Raw genomic sequence first — 15327 nt, forward strand, 5'->3', positions numbered from 1 at the left:
AATGACAACGGCGGTATGCTGAAGGCGCAGACAAGATTCTCTTGATTTAAGTCGCCGGCACGATGCATGATCTCTACAAACTATAAGGGGCAGGAGTTCCACCCAGGTGATCAATAACCTGAATAAACGCGTATTGATTCTCGGCGGCTACGGCAATTTCGGTGCACGTATTGCACAAATGCTGAGTTCTGAGCCCAATATCCAGCTGATTATTGCCGGCCATAACAAGACACGGGCAGACCGCTGCGCCCAATCACTCGGTGGCCTCGCCGAGGGGTTACGATTGGAGCGGGACTCCATCAACTTGACTGCGCAACTGAAAGCCTTGCACCTGGATTTATTAATCCACTGCGCTGGCCCCTACCAGAGAGAAACCGATTACCGGGTGGCCAAAGCCTGCATTGAAGCCCGCACACCCTACATCGATATTTCAGATGCGCGCCGCTTTGTATGTGATTTTCACCGTCTCTCCCCGGCTGCCGAGGCCGCCGGTATCGCCATGGTATCCGGTGCCAGCAGCCTGCCCGGCCTCAGCTCAGCAGCCATAGCTGAGATCCAGAAAGAGCTGCCGGTCATTCGCTCCGTGCAGGCGGCAATTGCTCCGGCACACAAGGTAGAGCGCGGCCTCGCCACCGTGCGCTCTGGCTTTGAAGCGCTGGGGGAGAGCTTCCCCCAATTGCGGGATGGGCGCTGGAGAGAATCATTTGCCGGAAATCACCTGCGCTCGGTAAGTCTTGCCCACCCTGTGGGAAAACGCTGGCTGTGCGACTTTGAAGTGCCCGACCTGGAGTTGTGCCCAAGATACCTGCCAGATTTAAACACAGCACTATTTTCCACGGGGACAGAGCCCCTGATTCTCCAGGCCGGCCTGTCTTTGTGCGCCCAACTCTCGCGCCTAAATTTGCCCGCCACGAGTTCCCGCATCGCACAGATTGCCCATAAATTGAGTGCCCGCTGGCCTGGTGGCAGCTCTCACGGCGGCATGATTGTCCGCGCACTGGGTGAAGATGCTGGCGGTAGGACAGCTGGTAGGCAATGGCAAATACTTGGAATGGATGGCGATAGCGTCTGGATTCCTGCAGCACCCGCAGTGGCCTTGGCGAGAAAATTCCTTCGCGGTGAAATTTCAGATAGTGGCGCGCGCGCCTGCTGGCAACTATTGAAGCTGGATGAAATTCTGGATGAACTGAAGGATTACTCCATCGTCACTGCCATCGAGTTTTTACCTGCAGAGCAAAATTCACTGCCTGCGTTGGCGGCGAGCTAGGGGAAAAAGCCCTTTAGTTGACCTTATCAAGGCAGAACCCTTACAAATGATCTAGGTTCAGTATCGGAACTTTATGTAACGATGCTGAACCTGATTTTATGAGTAGCTCCAACCCCTGGTGCGCCTATTCCGGCCGGAATGGTATAAAGCGCGCAATTATCCCCATTACCGCTCTTATCCTGACCCCATTCTTCTTGGTGCTCACGTTTACAGACAGCGCCTGGTGGCTGGTGGCTCTACTGATTAGCGTTTCACTGGTACTACTGGGAATCTACGATATGCTCCAACCCCACTGGAGCATTACACGGAACTTCCCGGTTGCCGGCCGCATTCGCTGGATATTCCTGAATCTGCGTCCCTATTTCCGCGCCTATATGGTCGAGGGTGATGAGGAGGGGCGCCCTTACAGCATTGAAGCCCGGCGACTGGTTTATGCCCGCTCCGAAGGTTTTTCGGATATGCATCCGTTCGGCACTGAAAAAGATGTGCAGAGTGAGGAATATACCTGGCTCACTCACTCAGTGAAGCCCGAGAAAAATGCAGACACTTCCTGCCGTACTGAAGTGGGCACGGGCCGCTGCAAGCAGCCCTACTCTGCCGCCCTGTTAAATATCTCCGCCATGAGCTTTGGCGCTCTGTCCGCCGCTGCAGTAGAGGCCTTGAATAAGGGAGCCTCAATTGGCGGCTTCTATCACGATACCGGTGAGGGAGGCATCAGCCCCTATCACCGCAAGCATGGCGGCGACCTAGTGTGGGAATTGGGTACCGGTTATTTCGGTGCCCGCAACGATGACGGCAGCTTCAACCCGGATCTATTCCGCGAGGCCTGCAACGACCAGGTCAAAATGACGGAAATTAAATTGAGCCAAGGCGCCAAACCCGGGCACGGAGGGGTTTTACCCGGCGCCAAAGTTACCCAGGAGATCGCTTCCACCCGCAAGGTTACACCCGGGCAGAACTGCGTCTCCCCTCGCGCGCACTCCATGTTCTCCACCCCCATTGAAATGCTTGAATTCGCCGAGCAAATGCGCGAACTCTCCGGCGGCAAACCGGTTGGAATAAAACTCTGCGTAGGGCATATCTACGAAGTGATGGCCATTATGAAGGCCATGCACGAGACCGGGAAACTGGTGGACTTTATTGTTGTGGACGGCGCCGAAGGCGGCACAGGCGCAGCGCCGCTGGAGCTGTCCAACCACGTGGGCATGCCGCTGCTGGAAGGGTTGATTATCGTGCGCAATGCCCTGGTAGGGGCGGGCCTGAAAGACAAAGTGAAGTTGGCTGCCAGCGGCAAGGTTTATTCCGCGTCCGGCCTGGCACAATGCCTGGCCATTGGCGCTGACTGGTGCAATGCGGCGCGGGCATTTATGTTTTCCGTGGGCTGCATCCAGTCCCAGCGCTGCCATACGGATACCTGCCCAACTGGTGTTACCACCCAGGATCCTCGGCGCCAACGCGGGCTGGTGGTGGATGTGCAGAGTAAAAGGGCAGCTGCTTTCCAGGCAAAAACTCTCGAAGCACTGGGGGATATAGTGGCCGGCGCAGGGCTTACCGATCCCCGGGACCTGAAACCCTATCACCTGGTTCACCGAATTAATGGCGCAGAATCCAGGCCGATAGATCGTATCTGGCATTTTCTCGACACCAACTCCCTAATCGACGCACCGGAAGATACGCCCTACTGGCACTGGTGGCTGGCCGCACAGGCAGACAGTTTTCAGCCTGCGATCAAGCTCGAAGAAGGCAAGTACGCGTCAATCCGCCGCGCTATTAACCGCTAGCCCCACCCAATCTGTGGAGACTGCTATGCAGACTGTTTCAGAAATTATTGTCGATACACTGGTCAAGGCCGGCGCCAAACGGTGTTACGGCATTGTCGGCGATACCATCAATCACTTCACCTCAGCGGTGCGCACTTCCGATTTGGAGTGGATACATGTGCGCCATGAGGAAGTGGGCGCTTTCGCCGCTGGGGGTGAGTCTTACCTTACCGGTGAGCTGAGCGTCTGCGCCGGAACTGCTGGACCCGGCAGCCTGCACTTTATCAATGGCATTTTTGAAAGCCATCGCAATGGCGCCCCGGTGGTACTGATTGCCTCTCGAATCGACCGTGCGGAACAGGGATTCGGCTATCCACAGGAAGTGGACCAGCAAAAGCTCTACGAACAGTGTTCGGTCTTCTGTGAAACCATGACCCACCCAGAACAAGCCCGTCGAATGATTGTGCAGGCTGCACAAACTGCGCTTACTCGCGGTGGAGTCGCGGTGGTGCAAATTAGCGGCGACTTGTTCAAGGAGAAAAGCAAAGACAGTCTGCCCTGGTCGGTACATCGCCCTGAATGGCTAGCGCGTCCGTCTGACTCTGAGCTCGACGCCCTGGCAAAGAAAATCAACGCCGCAAAAAATATCACTATTTACGGCGGTATCGGCTGCCGTCACGCTCACGATGAAGTAGTAAAACTGGGACAACACCTGGCCGCTCCTATTGCCCACACCACCAAGTCGAAAGAGTTTCTCGAATACGACAACCCCTGCCATGTGGGCATGACCGGGATTCTCGGCAATCCCGCAGGCTACCGGGCCATGGAGACTTGTGACCTGTTACTGTGCCTGGGCACCGATTTTGCCTACACCCAGTTCTACCCGGAAAAAGCCACCATTATTCAAATTGATGCGGAAGCGCCGCACCTGGGGCGACGCGCTCCTGTGGATATGGGCCTGGTAGGGCATGTGGGTCCAACCATTGAAGCCCTCTTGCCCCGATTAAAGGCCCGCACCGACAGTACCTTCCTCGATGACCTTCTCGAACGATACAAAAAAGATCGGGAAGAGATGAAAAGCCGCGGCAAAGAAAAAGACCCCAGCCTGATTCATCCTCAATTTGTCGCCCAGACGCTCAACAAGCTGGCCGATGAGGATGCCGTATTCACCGCCGATGGCGGCGCTTGTATGGTATGGATGCTCCGCGACCTCACTGCCAACGGCAAACGCTCATTTCTCACCAGCCTTTCCCACGGCACCATGGCCAACGCCTACCCCCAAGCCCTGGGCATGGCCAAAGCCTATCCCGGGCGCCAGGTCATCGCTATGTGCGGCGACGGTGGTATGACCATGTTAATGGGAGACTTGCTGACACTGGTGCAAGAAAAAATCCCATTAAAAGTCCTGGTATTTAACAATAACTCCCTCGGCTTCGTAGAGATGGAACAGCGCATTGAGGGGCTACTCGACAGCTATACCGACTTACATAACCCGGACTTCGGCCGCGTTGCCGAAGCTTGTGGCATCAGCGGTGCCAGTATCGAGAGTGCGGATCAGCTTGAGGACAGCATGAAGCGCTGGCTCGCTACTGACGGGCCGGCACTACTCAGCGTACCGACGAACCGGGTGGAACTGGTGATGCCGCCGGAAGTTACAGCGCAGCAAGTCACCTCCACCGCACTGTTCGGACTCAAGGCAATACTCAACGGCCGCGCAGATGAGGTGGTAGATCTTTTGCGAGACAATTTCCTGCGCTGAGACTTTTTAGCAGGCCACAACAAAAGGTTTGTGCGGCACTCATGCATCATTTCGGACAGCAACGCCATAACAGCATGCTGGCCCTGATCGCCAGCAGTGAAGTCGACGACAACAGCGCTCCCGGCCGCGCCGCCATAAGGCTACGGGCAGAGTTATCAGAGCGAAAAATTGACGTAATAACAACCACCAGCGGTAGTGATGCCTGCGCCATACTGAGTACTAACACCGCGATCCAATGCCTGCTGATTAATTGGACCCTGCCCGGTGAAGCGAAATGCCCCGCCCTGGTTGTATTGGAAGAGCTTCGCGCCCGCAATCCCCAAATGCCGGTATTCCTTCTGGCAGATCAGCAGACTGTCAGCACCATGCCGCGACGGGCCCTGGAATTAGCCAACGATTTTATCTGGATGCTGGAAGATACTCCGACCTTTATCGGCGGTCGCATCCAGAGTGCGATTGAAAGATACCGCCACGCCATTCTTCCCCCCATGTTTCGCGCCCTGACCCACTTTGCCCGGGTCCATGAATATTCATGGCACACACCCGGCCACACTGGGGGAACAGCTTTTCTCAAATCCCCTGCCGGTCGCGCTTTTTACGATTTCTTTGGGGAAAATATGTTGCGCTCGGACCTGTCTGTTTCTGTAACAGAGCTGGGATCGCTTTTGGATCACTCGGGCCCCATTGCCAAGGGAGAGCAATATGCAGCAAAAGTATTTGGTGCGGATCGCACTTACTATGTAACCAATGGCTCTTCGACATCGAATAGAGTGATATTGATGGCATCGGTTACCCGGGGGCAACTGGCTCTGTGCGATCGAAACTGCCATAAATCCGTTGAACACGCGATCACCATGTCAGGTGCAGTTCCAACCTACCTGATTCCCCTACGCAACAACTACGGCCTTATAGGCCCTGTCCCTCCCCAACAGTTGACGGCCAGCTCTGTTGCCAATGCTATTCGGCAAAACCCTTTGTCCAAGCACGCCAAAAATTCCCGTGCCGTTCACGCAGTCATTACTAATTCCACCTACGACGGTCTCTGTTACAACGTGCGCAGAGTGGAAGAACTTCTCGGCGAGTCCGTTGATCGCCTGCACTTTGACGAAGCCTGGTACTCATACGCTCGATTTAATCCTATCTATCGAGATCGCTTCGCAATGTACGATTTGGGAGAAGCCGACGCGAAAAATGGCCCGAGTAAATTTGCCACTCAGTCAACGCATAAATTACTTGCTGCATTGTCCCAGGCATCGATGATTCACATTCGCGATGGGCGTAAACCCATTGAGCATGGGCGCTTTAATGAAGCCTTTATGATGCATGCCTCAACCTCCCCACTTTATTCCATCATGGCCTCCAATGATGTGAGCGCAGCAATGATGGATGGACCGGGTGGAAAAGCATTAACAGAGGAGTCAATTGCTGAGGCCGTAGCGTTCCGACAAGTATTGGCCCGTTTGCAACAGGAGTATCGAGATAAAGAAGAGTGGTTCTTCGGAGGTTGGCAGCCTGAGCATGTCACCGACCCCAGTAACGGGCACAACTACGCCTTTCACAGCGCCCCAGCAGAACTCCTGTGTCATGAGCCCAGCTGTTGGTTATTAGACCCCGGCGAGTCATGGCATGGATTTGGTGATATTGAGCCAGATTACTGCATGTTGGACCCGATTAAAGTATCGATTACCACCCCGGGGATAAACCCTGATGGCAAACTGTCTGCATCTGGAATACCTGCCAACATCGTCAGTAAATACCTGGACAACCTCGGCATTATCGTGGAGAAAACTACCGATTTTACGATTTTGTTCCTGTTTTCTATCGGTATTACCAAGGGTAAGTGGGGCACTCTCATAAATGCTTTACTGGCCTTTAAGCGCGACTTCGATGCCAACCGGCCCTTAAGTGAATGCCTGCCAAACCTTATAAAAAAGTCCCCAGCCTATCGCAATATCGGGCTGCGCGACCTTGCAGACAATATGTTTGCTTCCATGAAAAAATTACAGACCACAGTGCAAATGTCTGCAGGGTTTTCAGCCTTACCTAGAGCTGACTGTAGTCCGGTACAAGCTTATGAAACCCTGGTTCGCGGCGATGTGGAAATGCTTCCGCTAAGCAAGTTACCGGGACGTACCGCAGCCACAGGCGTTGTACCCTACCCTCCAGGTATTCCTCTGCTAATGCCCGGCGAAAATTTTGGCGATGAAGACAGTCCGGCATTGATTTACTTGAGAACCCTGGAAGCCTTCGACCAACAATTTCCAGGCTTTACCCACGATAACCACGGAGTAGAGGTGCGGGACGGCCACTATCATATTTACGCCCTGCGGGGAGACTCGCCATAGGCTCGCCTATCAAAGAGGAGCATAAAATAGGCCTGGTCCCCACAACCCTGATGGTTGCAGGCAATATGATGGGCTCCGGGGTTTTTATGCTCCCCGCCAATCTCGCTGCAGTCGGCAGTATTTCTTTGATCGGCTGGTTGATAACCATCGTCGGCGCTATCTCCCTGGCCCTGGTATTTGCCAAGCTCGCCGCTATCTATCCCGCGGCCGGCGGCCCCTACGCCTATGCCCGCCGCGCTTTTGGCGATTACATTGGCTACCAAACCAACCTGGTTTACTGGCTGGCCAATGTAATCGGTAATGTTGCGCTGATTACTGCAGGCCTGGGCTATCTGACCCATTTTTTTCCACCGTTAAAAGACCCACTGACTTTTGCCATGGCCCAGGTTGCTATGGTCTGGCTGCTGACTTACGCCAATGTACTGGGCCCGCGCACCGTCGGTCGCATTCAATCCCTCACCACCGGCCTGGTTTTGCTTCCAATCCTCGGCACCGCTATTTTTGGCTGGTTCTGGTTCGACCAGCAAAACTTTACCAGCAGCTGGAATGTCTCAGGCAAAAGCGACCCCAGTGCCATTATGGCCAGCCTTACCTTCACGCTCTGGGCCTTTATTGGGGTGGAAACCGCCTCTGTATCCGCCGCAGTGGTAAAAGACCCCACCAAGAACGTCCCAATCGCAACGGTTGGGGGAGTTATCCTGGCTTCTATTGCCTATGTACTCAGCTCATCGGTCATTATGGGGATGCTGCCGAACCAGGAATTAATCAGCTCCTCCGCTCCCTTTGCCGATGCTGCTCGCCTGGCACTGGGAAATACTGCGGCCAATGTCGTAGCCCTGTGTGCCGCTATTGGCTGTATCGGTTCATTGGGCGGCTGGATACTGTTGGTGGGGCAGTCTGCCAAGGCGGCGGCAGATGATGGCCTGTTTGCAGCACTATTTGCCCGCACCAATAACAAAGGCGTGCCTACCGGCGGATTAACCCTGGTAGCCGTGCTGATGTCTGTATTGATACTTACCACTATATCGCCAACGGCCAGCCAGCAGTTTGGCAAAATTGCCTCTGTCGCTGTGATTATGACGCTAATGCCCTATATCTATTCAGCGGTAGCTTTGCGGGTTTTGGCTTACGGCAAAATGCCGCCTCAGCAGTACGGACTGTTTACTGTGATTTTGCTGATTGCAGCGGTGTACTGCCTTGTGGCCCTGGTGGGATCTGACGGGCAACAAACCCGCTGGTCCCTGATCTTTGTGATTGCGACAGTCATTTTTTATGCGCTAATTTTAAATCGCCGTCGCAGCGTTGAAGAAAAGCACTTTCTACCCGGTGGGCCAGAACCAGCCTGGGTTCACTACTTCACTCTCTTTGCCACAATTGCTGCCCTGTGCCTGTTCTTCTGGTTTTCCGTAGGGCAATACCCGGACTTGGAATTGCGCCTGCGCGCACCCAACCCCTCGGGTCATCATCTTGAGAGGCACATTGAACCCTAGACTCAGCGGGTTAGCGCCCTCTCGATGGTTTCCGCGGTAATTTCTGTAATCCCTTGGGAGTTGGATTCACGGTTACCCGCCACATTGAGCGTCTGCGGACGATTCTTGAGGATAAAGTCGCGCACCAGTTGTACTCGATCGGCATCAGTCGGATTGACTACCAAGTGTGGTTTCCCCGATGCCTGGCAGAACTCAATAGTAAACAGGGTGCCATCACTACTGGGATTGGTTGTGAAGATAACAGTGGCATCAGAGTTGCGGATATTCTCACGAGTACGCTCTTCCAGATCCGGGGACGTGTTTTCAACCAGCCCAAGCCCTTTCAGGAAATCCGGCCGATCACCGATCTCAGTCCAGTAACCCTTCGGTGCTGTGCCACCGGTGGCAATTCCCAGGCGCTGCCCCGCTAGCAAGCCGCCGGTATCCGCCCCTGTCTGACCACCACTGATAATTTTCTCCGGTCGGAAGATCACTTTTCTCCCCCATATCGTTTATCGTCCTACTAGCTCGAGCTAGCAGATATCAAGGCAGCGATAATTGGCATTGAAATTAACGACCGCAGCCACTAATTTATCTCCAACTTTAGTCTGGCCGGCAGCGCTGTGAATTACTATCTGATACTGAAAACACTGCATATCCTCTGCGCCATAATCGTACTCGGCACAGGGACCGGCATCGCTTGGTACACCCTGAGGGGCTGGCTGTCCGGAAATGCCCAAGTTATGCAGTGGGTTAGCCGGGAAACGGTACAGGCAGACTGGATATTTACCGGATCGGCGGTAATTGGTCTATTCGGTAGTGCGGTGGGTATGCTACTGATTAATCCAAGCTGGATGCTACAAGCCTGGCTGCAATTAGCCGCCGGGCTCAGCGCAACCGTGTTCTTGTTGTGGCTGCCGGTTGTTTACCTTCAGTACCAGCTGCGTAAACATGCCAAAGAAGACGGTAATATAGACAAAATGCGCAAGCTAATGATGGCTTGGTGCCTGCTCGGGGCTATCGCATTTCCCATGACCGTTGCCATTGTCTATCTGATGGTATCCAAACCAGTACTATAAGGAACTTATGCCTGGCCCTTACCTCCTCGCCCCCCTAAGAGTCTTATAGCTCGCTCGATGGCCAACATCTTTCCATTGCCGCTTGAAGTCATCCAGGACTACGCCAGACACAATTTCTGCATTACCTTCCGCACTTTTATCCAAACGATGTATCGCTTCTTTCTTACATAGCGGAACAATAATCGCCGAGCGTTCATGCCGGTCCATTCTCAACAGACGGCTGCGAATATGCTCTGCCTCACCACCGGTACAACTTGCATCTGTAATCACAAATACATTGGTATCACTGTCTAGATCCGAAGCTATAGTGCCAAAACCGAGATCAAACTGCCGAAATACCACCCCTTTGAACAACCCCTCCCCCACTTCCGAACCCGTTATAAAGGGCCAGGCATGCGCCAGGGTCCACAAATAGGATTTACTTAAGACATATTGCAGGTGCTGATTGCGAACAAGCCCCAACTGGAATTGACGCTCAAAGGTTTCATCATTCAACTTGGCTTTACTGCAAATGGCCTTGGGAATGAGCTCCCCTTTGTAGCTGGTGGTCGGGATAACCACGATAAAATCATCAGCATCCCGCTTTTTCTCCAACGCCTTAAGAATGGTCGCCTGTAGATGTAAGACAAATTCCTCGGTGGTAATTACATCGTGTGGCAGCGCTGCGTTGTCCATTGCCAGGTTCATATAAAGTGTTTCCGCTCTATATGCCTGAATAATCGGCTCCAGCTCTTCTCGACTAAACAACAACTTTTCATCGAGGATTGCCTGCTCATTAATTTTTTTTGCATAGCAATCTATCAATAGTTGGTCTGCGGCATAGATACCGAAATTTCCCGAACTGACACAGCGGAAGTATTCCTCATCTTGCATCGACAAAAATCGCTCAACCACAGCCCGGCTAATGTCCCGGCCAAACAACTCATAAAGCGCGTCCTCTTGCCGAGGTAAAAAATATTCTTCCGGGTCAATCAACCGCTGAGATCGTTTAAGAACCACTTAATCACACCTAAATTCTTGATTCACTGCCATTAACCCGCATTAAAAAATACGAATTATGTTAAACACAACAATTTACAGAGTTCTGCACACTTCATCGAAATCCAACCGAGGGTTGCGCGGATATAATTTGTCGGTTTCGCCATAGCCAAGATTGCACAAGAAATTGGACTTAATATGACAATCAGGGAAGTGCTCCGGCAGAAAAGCCGGTGCTGAGCATTTGTCACTGAAGAATGCCTCATCAACCAATGCGTTATCAAACCCCGACATTGGGCCGCAATCGAGCCCCAGGGCCCTCGCCGCTAAAATAAAGTAGCCTCCTTGCAAGGAACCATTGCGAAATGCTGTAACCTCGGCGTATTCGGGGCTATCGGCAAACCATTCCCTCGCAGGAGTCTGGGGGTAGAGCCTCGGAAGGTGTTCATAAAAGTGCACATCGTAAGCAACAATGGCAGTCACCGGAGCCCGCATAGTTTTTTCAATATTTCCCTCATTAAGCGCTGGCTTGAGCCGCTCCTTAGCCTCCTTACTTACAACAAACACCAATCGCATAGGGCAACAATTAGCACTGGTGGGTCCGATTTTGACCAAGTCGTAAAGCTGTTTCAAAACCTCTTTTGAAACCGGCTTATCCTGCCAATGACTATGGGTTCGGGCCTTGTTGAATAGCTGGTCGAGCACCTCAGAGGAAACAGGTTGCATAAGAGCTACCCCAAAATAACTTCGCTGGTAACAGTTTAGTTTGCGCCAGACATTTCAAAGGAGCAGCAGAATCATAAGAAGATGGCAGGCCATCACTAGGTAGGTCACGATGCTGCGGGTACGGAAATACTGATCCCGCCCGGGCAGATTGGGATTCAACCGGGCCTCGGCCCAGACAACAAAACCGAAAGCAACTAGTAATACCGGTAGCGCCCAAGTGGTGCGAAACATCAGCAGCGCCACCCACCCCACCAACGTCACCAGGTTACTCAGTAGCGCTAAAATCATCCTGTGCGGATGCCCCACTTGATTGAGTGCAGCGCCCCACCAAACACCGCAGAGAAAACTCAGAATCACGGCGCTGTAGGCGGTGAACAGTAGGCGAGGAGTCACTCCCCAAAGAGAAAACCCTAACCACTGCATAATGATTCCTGCGACAAATGGAATCAAACCAAGGTAAGCCAGCCAGTCAAACAGTCGCGTATTTACTGGTGGGTAGTGATGGATGTCAGTGTCCATGTCGTCTAAGCTTCCAAGTCAAAGACAGTTTCGTCTCAAACAACAAGCTTAGCGGCAGGAGCAAGCAGCAATGGATGCCGAACAGAAAATTGACGTCAAACAGGCGCTGCGGGTGTTTGATAGGGCGACAAAGGAGGGGCGCAAGGAAGGTAACGAATGGCATTACCAGGGGCTGGCAGTCAGCACTGACTTTGACGGCTATACGGTTTTTATCAATTCCCCCAAAGTGAAACTCACCATATTTTTTCACAATAAATTTTCTGTGGATTCCACCAGCAGTAAAGAGCTTGAAGAGTTTATTCGGCTATTGAAAAAGCTTGATTCAGGATAAGAGAAAAGAGCCTTGGAACCTCAAGCAGAGATAAATTTTAAACACCGAAATGAGACACGTTGAGAGTAACTCTTCGATATTCACTAAAAGAACACCGCAAGCACGAATGGAGACACTATCCGCCACCAAACTTAAAAAACCAAACGCATCCGGTTTAAAATTACAGCCTAATACTACCGCAGTTATCTTCCAGATAAATTGATCATCTTATGGACTTATACAGCTGGCACAGAGTTTTGAAGCCCAGCGAAACATTACCCCATCATTTCACCCAAAGTCCGCTGGGCTAAATGTTAAACCTCTCCCAGTAGAATTTTAATTATTGCCCCAAGAATATTAGCAACATTATCTGTCACTGCACCAGACACATCACTTTCAGCCGTTAACATATCTACTGAAAAGGTTTTCCCTTCTTCAGATACCTGAGAGTGAATCACATCCTCATGTATTGACCCAGCAAAACATACGCCGACGGTTAAAACCATAAAAAACAATTTATATATAACTTTCATTAATATTCTTCCTAATTGATCAAGTTATCCATCTTCCTATCGTCCCACCCTCCAAAAACCTCCCTATTTTTGGAGTATCCACATTAATGCATATTTGAACAGCCTTCAAACCTATTAGATTAAACCTGCGGCTGCCAATATCCTCTGAATCATATTCAAACTCCCTAAAACCTAAAAGGCATCAACACCTCCAAAAGATTCAGAGCTATCACTGGGATACGCGCCTAGTACTTTTCTACCAAGTCTAAAAGCATAGGACCACCACCCGCCAACATGGTGGAATTGTGTTTAAAAAATCCAATATCTGGGTATCCATAACCAGATATTTCGTCAAACACCAGTCCCAAATAACACCATCTCCCCAGCCTCCCTTTAATATCAACCTTTACATTTCATTGCATGCAAATATTTTTTAACACCCTCAGGAGCCAATAAACAATTACAGCTTTGAAATAGCTTGCTCCTAGCAACATCATTGGTCACACAAAAGATCATCTTGAGCACCAATACTGATTCAGAGTTAGCTATATTGATGTTCAAACAGCAAAATATAACCTTTTTCGCCAGAGTAAAGTTGGAAGCTTGCCATGTCTTTTTTTCAGTCCTTCTCGAGGAAGGCCAAATAGCCTCACACCCTAACAGAACTCTTCAATGGCTTTATTGATACAACCTTCTCGCCAAGGATAAATGTAAATCATGATCATATCTACTGGAGAGCGTCCCAAGATCTTTATATTTTCTGCAAACTAAAATACTACGGCGTCTAAGTGATCAACCCCACTGTGAATACCGTTTTGCTTTATGAGATCTTGTGCAAAATTATTGAGTAAAGCACGGGACAGCCTTGCCTCTGTGCTTCTCTCAGCATCTGTATATTTCTTGGAAATGAAAGATAGTTTTTCCATTACTTACATTTTCTGGGGGAGGAGGGAAGAAATACCGGGCTACCTGGTACAAACTCACCATAACAATCATCCTGACTGATCATTACGCTCCTCAATCTTCAGTACTCCAAGATCGTCGAATGCGGCCCCTGCAGTAACACCAATATGTTTACCGCCCCAGGCTTTCCCGTTTTGGTGCATTTCTCAGGTAGCCTAAAAACTTCCTGAAATTAGCCCGTTGCCTAGTATCCCTCTCTTAATATGTCTTTAAGCAGTTTCATTAGCCCTTAATGCACTACAAAAAAGCATCCAACGAGCCACTTTCGTCTTCCTTGAATCACTCAGACAAAGATGCCCATAAACCACTTATGCTTTCTGATTACAGAATAACTGTTTGAAAATAAAAGCTAATTAAGAAACGGCACTTAAACCTTCAAAAGACGGCACTCAAAAACTGTACTTCCACACATTGGCTCTAAATTATAATTTTTACGGAAGGATGGTCAGTAGAAATCACTGTGCAGTACATATCTTTTTCAAGATTGTGGCCAACAGGGTATTGATGAACAGCCCCTAGTGTACGAGTTTGACCTTCTAGCGAGCTTACGATAATACAGCTTACAAATACCCTTTAGTATTAGTTTACTACCGCTCACCCAGCTTACTTATAGCGTTTGATCAGTTGATATCGTCTTGTACCGGCGAGATCCCAAAGAGACCTGTGCTGATTTTTAGGGCACAAACGTAGAGTCAGGTCAGGTCGGGTCGGGTCGGGTCGGGTCGGGTCGGGTCGGGTCGGGTCGGGTCGGGTCGGGTAAAGGTAACAGAACTACCAAGCAGCCCTACGATAATTCCATAACCAACGATTAGCGCTACTGCCGGTATGACCCCATATAGTGAGCTTAGGCAGCAAGAATTCTGGTGTTATCACTAAAGAATCAGGAAGCTTGTAGCTAATAAACATCAATTCGAAAGCTTCCTGAAAATCTGAGCCACCTTAGCAGGCCAAGCGAAAATTACTGCCCTGCACTCTCCGGCACACCACTGTGAAAGCGGAACTGTCCATCACTGCCTTCCACTAATTCCTTTTCTTTCTCCAGCAGTACCTGAACCCTAGATTGAATATCTTCATCGGAAGCCTTCTGGGCAAGATGTAGGTAATCGCGGAAGTGACGCGCCTCAGATTTAAGCAGGGAGAGATAAAACTTCTGCAACTCATCATCTAACTGAGGCGCAATCCGTGCAAAGCGCTCGCAGGAGCGCGCCTCGATAATAGCGCCACAAATCAGCGTGTCGATCAGTCGCCCCGGCTCTGCGCTGCGGACTTCGGCACGAAGGCCCGCCGCGTAGCGAGAGGCACTAACGTGAGGATAGGCGATACCGCGCTTCTCCATAATCGCCAGCACCTGCTCAAAGTGACGCAGCTCTTCGCGAGCCAGACGCGACATTTTGTTCAGCAGCTCAAAGTCATTCAGGTAACGAAACATCAGGTTCAGGGCAGTACCCGCCGCTTTTTTCTCGCAGTTGGCATGATCGATCAGCATCATTTCCGGCTCCTTCAATGCCGCCTCCACCCAGGCATCGGGCGTGGGACACAGCAGGAATTCATTGATAGCGGACAGATCTGGGACTTGAGCATTCATAGGACGAACAAACTTAACCGAAGCAAAATAACTTGGCGCGGGATTATAGCGGCCC

General features: G+C 51.2%; 13 protein-coding genes. 7 read left to right on the forward strand and 6 right to left on the reverse strand.

Translation table 11 applies throughout. The features are described 5' to 3' along the window. The first annotated feature begins 106 nt into the window (after window positions 1-106). The 5 genes from ACJJI4_RS12355 (at window position 107) to adiC (ending at window position 8621) form a co-directional block, all read left to right on the forward strand. Window positions 107-1267, forward strand: a complete 1161-nt coding sequence (locus ACJJI4_RS12355; RefSeq protein ID WP_444925335.1) for a saccharopine dehydrogenase family protein — start codon at window positions 107-109, stop codon at window positions 1265-1267. A gap of 98 nt (window positions 1268-1365) precedes the next feature. Continuing rightward, on the forward strand, window positions 1366-3048 hold the full coding sequence (locus ACJJI4_RS12360; RefSeq protein WP_282932184.1) for an FMN-binding glutamate synthase family protein: 1683 nt from the start codon (window positions 1366-1368) through the stop codon (window positions 3046-3048). Between the two features lie 25 nt (window positions 3049-3073). Next, window positions 3074-4786 carry a thiamine pyrophosphate-dependent enzyme gene (locus ACJJI4_RS12365; protein ID WP_444911097.1) on the forward strand — a complete coding sequence of 571 codons (1713 nt, stop codon included), beginning with the start codon at window positions 3074-3076 and terminating at the stop codon, window positions 4784-4786. Between the two features lie 41 nt (window positions 4787-4827). Then, complete coding sequence (locus tag ACJJI4_RS12370; protein ID WP_444925336.1) at window positions 4828-7131, forward strand: Orn/Lys/Arg family decarboxylase; 2304 nt, start codon at window positions 4828-4830, stop codon at window positions 7129-7131. Between the two features lie 8 nt (window positions 7132-7139). Then, window positions 7140-8621 carry an arginine/agmatine antiporter gene (adiC, locus tag ACJJI4_RS12375; protein WP_444928231.1) on the forward strand — a complete coding sequence of 494 codons (1482 nt, stop codon included), beginning with the start codon at window positions 7140-7142 and terminating at the stop codon, window positions 8619-8621. 2 nt (window positions 8622-8623) lie between these two features. Here the strand turns inward: adiC and ACJJI4_RS12380 are convergent, their stop codons facing one another. After that, window positions 8624-9094 carry a YpsA SLOG family protein gene (locus ACJJI4_RS12380; RefSeq protein ID WP_444925337.1) on the reverse strand — a complete coding sequence of 157 codons (471 nt, stop codon included), beginning with the start codon at window positions 9092-9094 and terminating at the stop codon, window positions 8624-8626. 129 nt (window positions 9095-9223) lie between these two features. On the opposite strand from ACJJI4_RS12380, the gene ACJJI4_RS12385 reads away from it, so the two are divergent. Beyond that, a complete protein-coding gene (locus tag ACJJI4_RS12385) occupies window positions 9224-9679 on the forward strand; it encodes a DUF2269 family protein (protein ID WP_444925338.1) in 456 nt (151 codons plus the stop codon). A gap of 18 nt (window positions 9680-9697) precedes the next feature. Here the strand turns inward: ACJJI4_RS12385 and ACJJI4_RS12390 are convergent, their stop codons facing one another. The 3 genes from ACJJI4_RS12390 to ACJJI4_RS12400 form a co-directional block, all read right to left on the reverse strand. Next, window positions 9698-10678 (reverse strand): hypothetical protein, encoded by a 981-nt coding sequence (locus ACJJI4_RS12390; RefSeq protein ID WP_444925339.1) that lies wholly within the window; start codon window positions 10676-10678, stop codon window positions 9698-9700. Window positions 10679-10753: 75 nt separating this feature from the next. After that, window positions 10754-11383 carry a malonic semialdehyde reductase gene (locus ACJJI4_RS12395; RefSeq protein ID WP_444925340.1) on the reverse strand — a complete coding sequence of 210 codons (630 nt, stop codon included), beginning with the start codon at window positions 11381-11383 and terminating at the stop codon, window positions 10754-10756. Between the two features lie 54 nt (window positions 11384-11437). Beyond that, complete coding sequence (locus tag ACJJI4_RS12400) at window positions 11438-11902, reverse strand: DUF3429 domain-containing protein (RefSeq protein ID WP_444925341.1); 465 nt, start codon at window positions 11900-11902, stop codon at window positions 11438-11440. Window positions 11903-11972: 70 nt separating this feature from the next. Between ACJJI4_RS12400 and ACJJI4_RS12405 the strand changes: the two genes are divergently transcribed. Next, on the forward strand, window positions 11973-12233 hold the full coding sequence (locus ACJJI4_RS12405) for a DUF3081 family protein (RefSeq protein WP_413662543.1): 261 nt from the start codon (window positions 11973-11975) through the stop codon (window positions 12231-12233). 293 nt (window positions 12234-12526) lie between these two features. On the opposite strand, the gene ACJJI4_RS12410 is transcribed toward ACJJI4_RS12405, so the two are convergent. Beyond that, entirely contained in the window at window positions 12527-12745 is a 219-nt protein-coding gene (locus tag ACJJI4_RS12410) for a hypothetical protein (RefSeq protein WP_444925342.1), read from the reverse strand. A gap of 1900 nt (window positions 12746-14645) precedes the next feature. Next, complete coding sequence (locus ACJJI4_RS12415; RefSeq protein WP_444925343.1) at window positions 14646-15272, reverse strand: MiaE family protein; 627 nt, start codon at window positions 15270-15272, stop codon at window positions 14646-14648. Between the last annotated feature and the right edge of the window lie 55 nt (window positions 15273-15327).

Source organism: Microbulbifer maximicatervae (SeqCode), assembly GCF_052467305.1.

Bases quoted from the DNA above. Each gene is read 5' to 3' on its own strand.
- ACJJI4_RS12360 (WP_282932184.1), top strand. From the start codon at position 1,366: ATGAGTAGCTCCAACCCCTGGTGCGCCTATTCCGGCCGGAATGGTATA.
- ACJJI4_RS12365 (WP_444911097.1), top strand. From the start codon at position 3,074: ATGCAGACTGTTTCAGAAATTATTGTCGATACACTGGTCAAGGCCGGC.
- ACJJI4_RS12370 (WP_444925336.1), top strand. From the start codon at position 4,828: ATGCATCATTTCGGACAGCAACGCCATAACAGCATGCTGGCCCTGATC.
- ACJJI4_RS12395 (WP_444925340.1), bottom strand. From the start codon at position 11,383: ATGCAACCTGTTTCCTCTGAGGTGCTCGACCAGCTATTCAACAAGGCC.
- ACJJI4_RS12400 (WP_444925341.1), bottom strand. From the start codon at position 11,902: ATGGACACTGACATCCATCACTACCCACCAGTAAATACGCGACTGTTT.
- ACJJI4_RS12405 (WP_413662543.1), top strand. From the start codon at position 11,973: ATGGATGCCGAACAGAAAATTGACGTCAAACAGGCGCTGCGGGTGTTT.
- ACJJI4_RS12410 (WP_444925342.1), bottom strand. From the start codon at position 12,745: ATGAAAGTTATATATAAATTGTTTTTTATGGTTTTAACCGTCGGCGTA.
- ACJJI4_RS12415 (WP_444925343.1), bottom strand. From the start codon at position 15,272: ATGAATGCTCAAGTCCCAGATCTGTCCGCTATCAATGAATTCCTGCTG.